At 32.6% G+C, this 6,148-nt stretch carries 4 protein-coding genes; 3 read left to right on the top strand and 1 reads right to left on the bottom strand.

Translation table 11 applies throughout. The features are described from left to right. Window positions 1–553: 553 nt before the first annotated feature. The 3 genes from PKK00_09835 to PKK00_09825 all read left to right on the top strand — a co-directional run bounded on the left by PKK00_09835 (window position 554) and on the right by PKK00_09825 (window position 4,695). The gene (locus tag PKK00_09835) at window positions 554–2,614 is read left to right on the top strand and encodes a hypothetical protein (protein ID HNW98694.1); all 2,061 of its coding nucleotides are present in this window, start codon (window positions 554–556) and stop codon (window positions 2,612–2,614) included. An 83-nt stretch (window positions 2,615–2,697) separates the two neighbouring features. Then, window positions 2,698–3,537: an SDR family oxidoreductase gene (locus PKK00_09830; protein HNW98693.1), complete on the top strand. Its 840-nt coding sequence runs from the start codon at window positions 2,698–2,700 to the stop codon at window positions 3,535–3,537. Window positions 3,538–3,540: 3 nt separating this feature from the next. Next, on the top strand, window positions 3,541–4,695 hold the full coding sequence (locus tag PKK00_09825) for a metallophosphoesterase (GenBank protein ID HNW98692.1): 1,155 nt from the start codon (window positions 3,541–3,543) through the stop codon (window positions 4,693–4,695). Between the two features lie 4 nt (window positions 4,696–4,699). Here the strand turns inward: PKK00_09825 and PKK00_09820 are convergent, their stop codons facing one another. Next, window positions 4,700–6,121: a phospholipid carrier-dependent glycosyltransferase gene (locus PKK00_09820; protein ID HNW98691.1), complete on the bottom strand. Its 1,422-nt coding sequence runs from the start codon at window positions 6,119–6,121 to the stop codon at window positions 4,700–4,702. Between the last annotated feature and the right edge of the window lie 27 nt (window positions 6,122–6,148).

Raw genomic sequence — 6,148 nt, 5'->3', positions numbered from 1 at the left:
CAGGAGGCGGTTAATCCTCTTAAATATTTTTTTAATTGAAATTTAAACAGCCTCTGATTGTATATTATTTTGTGAATTTCCAATATTGAAATTCAAACAAATAATTCCAATTATTAAAATATATTTTTTCATTTATTCTATTTATTATAGTTGACTTAAACCTACTAATTAAACTTTTTTTCTTCTATTATTATACCGACAGAAAAGAGGTTTGCAAAAATATTTTTTGTTTTCTGTACGGTATAACTCGTTCTAAACAGTTTTGCTTTTGCAAACCTGATAAGAATGAGTATAATTCATGCTAAAATTAACAAAAATCAATACACCAAGAATTATTTCTAAATATATTCTTCGGCTAATTACTTCTAAGAAGTAAATATTTATAAATTTGCTATCGGTAAAAAGTCATTCGTTTAACGTTGAAAGCTGTTGGTTGAATTAATAGTTAATAATTATCAGATAATAATTACTTTTAGCATATTATTATTTAATATATAATTACAGTATAATACATTTAAAAACCTAAACACTCGAAATCAAATAAAATTAAATTATGAAAAAGAACATCACATTACTGTTACTTTCGTTCATACTGCTGATATGTTTGCAGAAAACCGAAGCTTCGCATTTCTTTGCAAAAGAAACAAATCCATCAAAATCTGAAATTTCAATGAATACCGACGAAACCATTAAAGCACTGATTGCAAAATTCGGTGATAAAGAAACTGCACGAATTGAAAAAGGTGTGAAACAAGCTGCCTCGTTATGGACAGATGCTGACGGCGATGCTGCTGCATTTAAGGCATATTGCCTTGAAAATTATGCGACAGGCGATGATTTAACAAAGTTATTCAACCGTATATCAACCAATTTTGAAGTTCTCTTCGGACATTTCAATAAAATTGGTTTAGACCTCAAAATACCATTACACCTTGACGAAGGCGATATGCTGCCTATTGACGAAACTTTTGGAGCATACGATCCCTCCGCACATTTCAACGATGATTTTTTCAATAACAAAATTGCATTTACGGTTATTCTGAATTTTCCTTTTTATACGCTGAAAGAAAAAGAAGAGCTTGGCAAATCATGGAGCAGGCTTGAATGGGCTTATGCAAAAATTGGTGATGTATTTACAGCACGCGTTCCTTCTGATTTACTACAAGCCGCTTCCAACGCACTTACAGCAGCCGATTCTTACATTGCAGGATATAACATCTGCATGGATAAACTGGTTAACGACAAAATGAAAACCCTTTTCCCAGCCGATTTAAAACTTATAACACATTGGGGATTGCGCGACGAACTGAAATCACAGTATGCTGAAAAAGATGGTTTGGAAAAACAAAAAATGATTTATGAAGTAATGAAGAAAATTATTTCACAGGAAATTCCTGTTGAAGTGATAAATAAAAAAGATTACTTATGGAATCCCATAACCAACAAGCTTTACAAAGGGACAAAAGAAGTTGCAGGAACTCCCGAAAAAAATGAACGTTACCAGATGTTACTGAATAATTTCAAAGCAGTAAAAGCAATTGACAAATATAGTCCGCAATATCCAACATACATTCAACGTGCGTTCGACCGCGACATGCAGCTTTCACAAGCTTCAGTAGAAAAAATATTTGTTGACTTTATGAGTTCGCCTACAGTAAAAAAAGTTGCTACTTTAATCAGCAAACGTTTAAAAAGAAAATTACAACCTTTCGATATTTGGTATGATGGATTTAAAAGCCGCAGTACTATTTCTCAATCAGAACTCGACAGCGTTCTAAGAATTAAATATCCGACCAAAGAAGCTTTTGCAAAAGACCTTCCCAATATTTTAGTAAAACTTGGATTCACCAAAGAAAAAGCAGAATACATTACTTCCAAGATTCAGGTCGATGCATCGCGCGGCGCTGGTCATGCTTGGCAATCGGATATGAAAACCGAAAAGGCTCATCTCCGCACCAGGGTTGGGAAAAATGGAATGGACTACAAGGGATACAATATTGCAGTTCACGAATTTGGTCACAATGTTGAACAAACACTCACCCTTTACGATATGGATTATTACATTTTACGCAGTGTTCCTAACACTTCATTTACCGAAGCCATTGCATTTTTATTCCAGCAAAAAGATTTGGAACTCATGGGTTATAAAAATAATGACGTAAATAAAAAATCATTGTTCGCTCTTGATAATTTCTGGTCGTCATATGAAATAATGGGTGTTTCGCTTGTTGACATGCAGGTTTGGAAATGGATGTACGAACACCCCACAGCAACTGCCGATGAATTGAAAGCGCAGGTAATCCTAATTGCAAAAGATGTTTGGAATAAATATTATGCCGACGTTTTTGGAGTAAAAGATGAACCCATACTTGCAATATATTCCCACATGATTGATGCACCGCTTTATTTATCAGCATACCCGGTAGGTCATCTTATCGATTTCCAGATTGAAAAATATGTAGAAGGTAAAAGTCTTTCAACTGAAATTCAACGCATGCTTTCATCAGGAAGCATCGTTCCACAGCAATGGATGAAGAATGCTGTAGGCAGCGAAATAAGTGGCAAAGCATTAATTGATGCTACCGACGAAGCATTGAAGAATGTAACAAAATAATAATAATATTTATTTATAAGACTAAGGCATAAGTAATAAGAAGTAACTTACTACTTATGCCTTGTCTACTTATCATAAAAACTATGAAAGACAAAATCTGCATTATTACAGGCGCAACTTCAGGGATGGGACTGGCAACAGCTGTTGCTCTGGCAGGCATGGGAGCTACCCTTGGACTGGTATGCCGCAACAGGGAAAAAGGAGAAACCGTTTTAAAATCAATTATTGAAAAAACAAAAAATAATAAAATTGAATTATTCATTGCCGATCTTTCATCACAAGCAGAAATAAGAAAACTGGCAATAGAAATAAAAACAAAATTCCCGGTTATCAACGTACTTGTTAACAATGCAGGAGGAATTAATCATAAACGAATAACAACTATTGATGGTTTTGAATTGACCTTTGCCGTAAATCATTTAGCTTATTTTCTTCTTACAAATCTTTTGCTCGAAAACCTTAAAGCTGCACCCAAAGCCCGAATTATAAGTGTAGCATCGATAGCATCGAATTATGGCAAGATTAATTTCAATGATTTGAATTTTGAAAAAAGATACGATTCATTCAAAGTGTATGCACAATCAAAACTTGCCAATATTATTTTCACATACGAACTTGCCCGAAGGTTGCAGGGAACAAATATTACTGCAAACTGCCTTCATCCGGGCATGGTAAAAACAAGGTTTGCGACCGACATGAAAAATAATTATTTCGGGTTTTTCTGGAAATTGATAAATCCCATTCTTATTACAGCCGAAAAAGGAGCCGAAACTGCTATTTGGCTTGCATCTTCGCCCGATGCAGAAGGAATAAGCGGAAAATACTTTAAAGAGAAAAAAGAAATTAAATCCATCAGATCATCTTATAATCCTGATATACAAAAAAGATTATGGGAAATTAGCGAGAAGTTTTGCAATTTGTAAATCATGAGAAAAAAAGCGATTGCAATCTTTTTCACTATATTTTTCAGTGTATATGCACTGCTTAATTTTTATATTTATGAACGAGGCTATAGTTGCCTTTCTGATGATAAAAGCAAATTTATTTTCAATATTATTTTTTCTGTTCTATCCCTTTCGTTCCCTTTCGGAAAATTTCTTGAACGTACACATATGTTCAGGGTTTCGCGCCCGGTAAGCTGGCTGAGTTCATTCTGGATTGGTGCGATTTTATATTTCCTGCTAATCATCCTGTGTATCGATATTATCAGGCTTGCTGATTACTTTATAGGTTTCCTTCCTTCAAAATTATATTTTTCATGCAGCAATACAAAAGGAATACTTTTTTTCACATCTGTATTTATTGTTGTTGTTTTACAGATTGCAGGTTTTATAAATGCAAGAATCCCCGTTATCCGAAAATTAAATCTTGACATCAATAAAAAAGCGGGGAAATACAAAAGCCTTCGGGTAGTAGCTGTTTCCGACATACATTTAGGAATTTTATTTGGAAGAAAAAGAACAGAAACTCTTGCAGATAAAATTAAAAAGCTAAACCCTGATATGGTTTTATTTGTCGGAGATATTATTGACGAAGTGCCCCGACCTGTTATAGAACTGGACATGGGAGCAGCTTTTCGCAAACTGGATATTCCACTGGGCAAATATGCTGTTACAGGAAATCATGAATTCATTGGAGGTATCATGAAAAGTTCGGCATATATTGCAAGTATTGGTATAAGACTTTTACGCGATGAATGTATTGGTATTGAAAATTCTTTTTATATTGTTGGACGTGATGACAAAGACTCACGCTGGCAAACCGGAAAAGACAGAAAAAAACTGGAAGATATTCTTGCTCATGTGAACAAAGATTTACCAATAATCCTGATGGATCATCAACCTTTACATTTGGAGGATGCAGAAAAAAATGGTGTAGATTTTCAGCTTTCGGGACATACACATCACGGGCAACTCTGGCCGATCAATTATATTACTAATGCAATTTTTGAATTAAGCCATGGATATATAAAAAAAGGAAATACGTATTATTATGTTTCCAATGGATATGGTGCATGGGGACCTCAGCTGAGAATAGGAAACCGACCGGAAATATTAGATATTACATTGAATTTTATATAACCCTTTATTTAATAATTTTATAAAAAACATATCTGTTATTGGAATAAATTTCTTTTAAAATAAGAGAATCATTTTTTTCATTTTTACCACACAACACATAATCTGCATAGGTTTTTACGGTATCGCTATAAGAAGAGCAAAACGAATTTCGTTCTGTAAAAAGCCTTAACATTCTTGGATTATCAAATTCTATAATTGCATCTTTATTTGTGTTTTGTTTAATAAAAGCATACATGTTTTCCATTTCTTTAGTTTTCACATCGTCTGTATTTATTCTTGAAAGCCGAACAGAATCGCGTTGTCCCTGCAATACTATAAAGAATGCAAACACAAATAAAGTAACATTTAAATATTTAAATTTAATTGTTTTGCTTAACAATAAAAATCCTTGTATCATATAAAAAAGAACAAAAGGGATTATCGGGAAAAGCAGGCGCATACCTTGTTCCGATGGCCACATAATGCAAACAAAATATATTCCCAAAACATAAAACAAAATATGAAACCGATTTTTAATTTTATACAACATTCCTGTAAGTATTAATAAAAACAATGGAATCCATAAGTAAACGGAAATTGTTTGATTAAAAAAATAATCGGAAAAAAGATTTGTATAATAATTAAAATATGATGCTGTAAACTTTATATTTAAAAACATTTCATAATGCTTCGCGTTGCCAAATGGCAATATTAGCAGGTTCAATGCAAACAACACAGCAAATACAAAATAAGGTAACGAATAAAGCCAAAATTGTTTTTTCTGGTATTGTTTTTCAATTATTATTTTTTGCAATTGAAAAATTAAAAGCGTTGGGAGAAGTATAATACCGATATCTCTTACGATGTATGCATAAAAAATAATAACTCCAAGCAATAGTTGTTTCATTGCTGTATTACTCTTTTCCATCAGATATATGGCAAGCAAACTAAAAAACAAATAAGGAAAATCGGATAACACATTATCGGTAAAAACAAGGAAAAACTTATTTAAAGCAACACAGGCAATAAGTAATAAAGCATATTTTTCATTGCATAAAAGTTTTTTAGAAATAAGATATATCAATGGAAGCGATGCAATAAAAAATAAAGTAGAAACCCATTTCATCACAATAAAATTCATTCCAAAGAAAAAGTAAACTACACTAAGTATCAATGGAAACCCTACAGGATACATGTATGGACCTAATAATATATCAGAATGATCCATTGAGAATTTATTCTGCTCATACAACTCTTTTATGGAATTATTATTTATTGATATTGCCTGTGCGATATATTGCGAAAAATCGCCACCCCAGTTATGGCCTTTGTGAATACAAATTGCTGAAAGTATAAAACTGCAAATAAGAATTACGTACAGGATATGATTATCATTTTTAAAAAAACAAATAACAAGTTTGAATACATTATTATCCTGCGATGACATTATATGTTGTTATTCCTGAAGTTTAAT

The sequence above is a fragment of the Bacteroidales bacterium genome (assembly GCA_035353855.1).
Lineage (GTDB): Bacteria > Bacteroidota > Bacteroidia > Bacteroidales > CG2-30-32-10 > DAOQAK01.
This window is presented reverse-complemented; position numbering and strand designations above follow the sequence as displayed.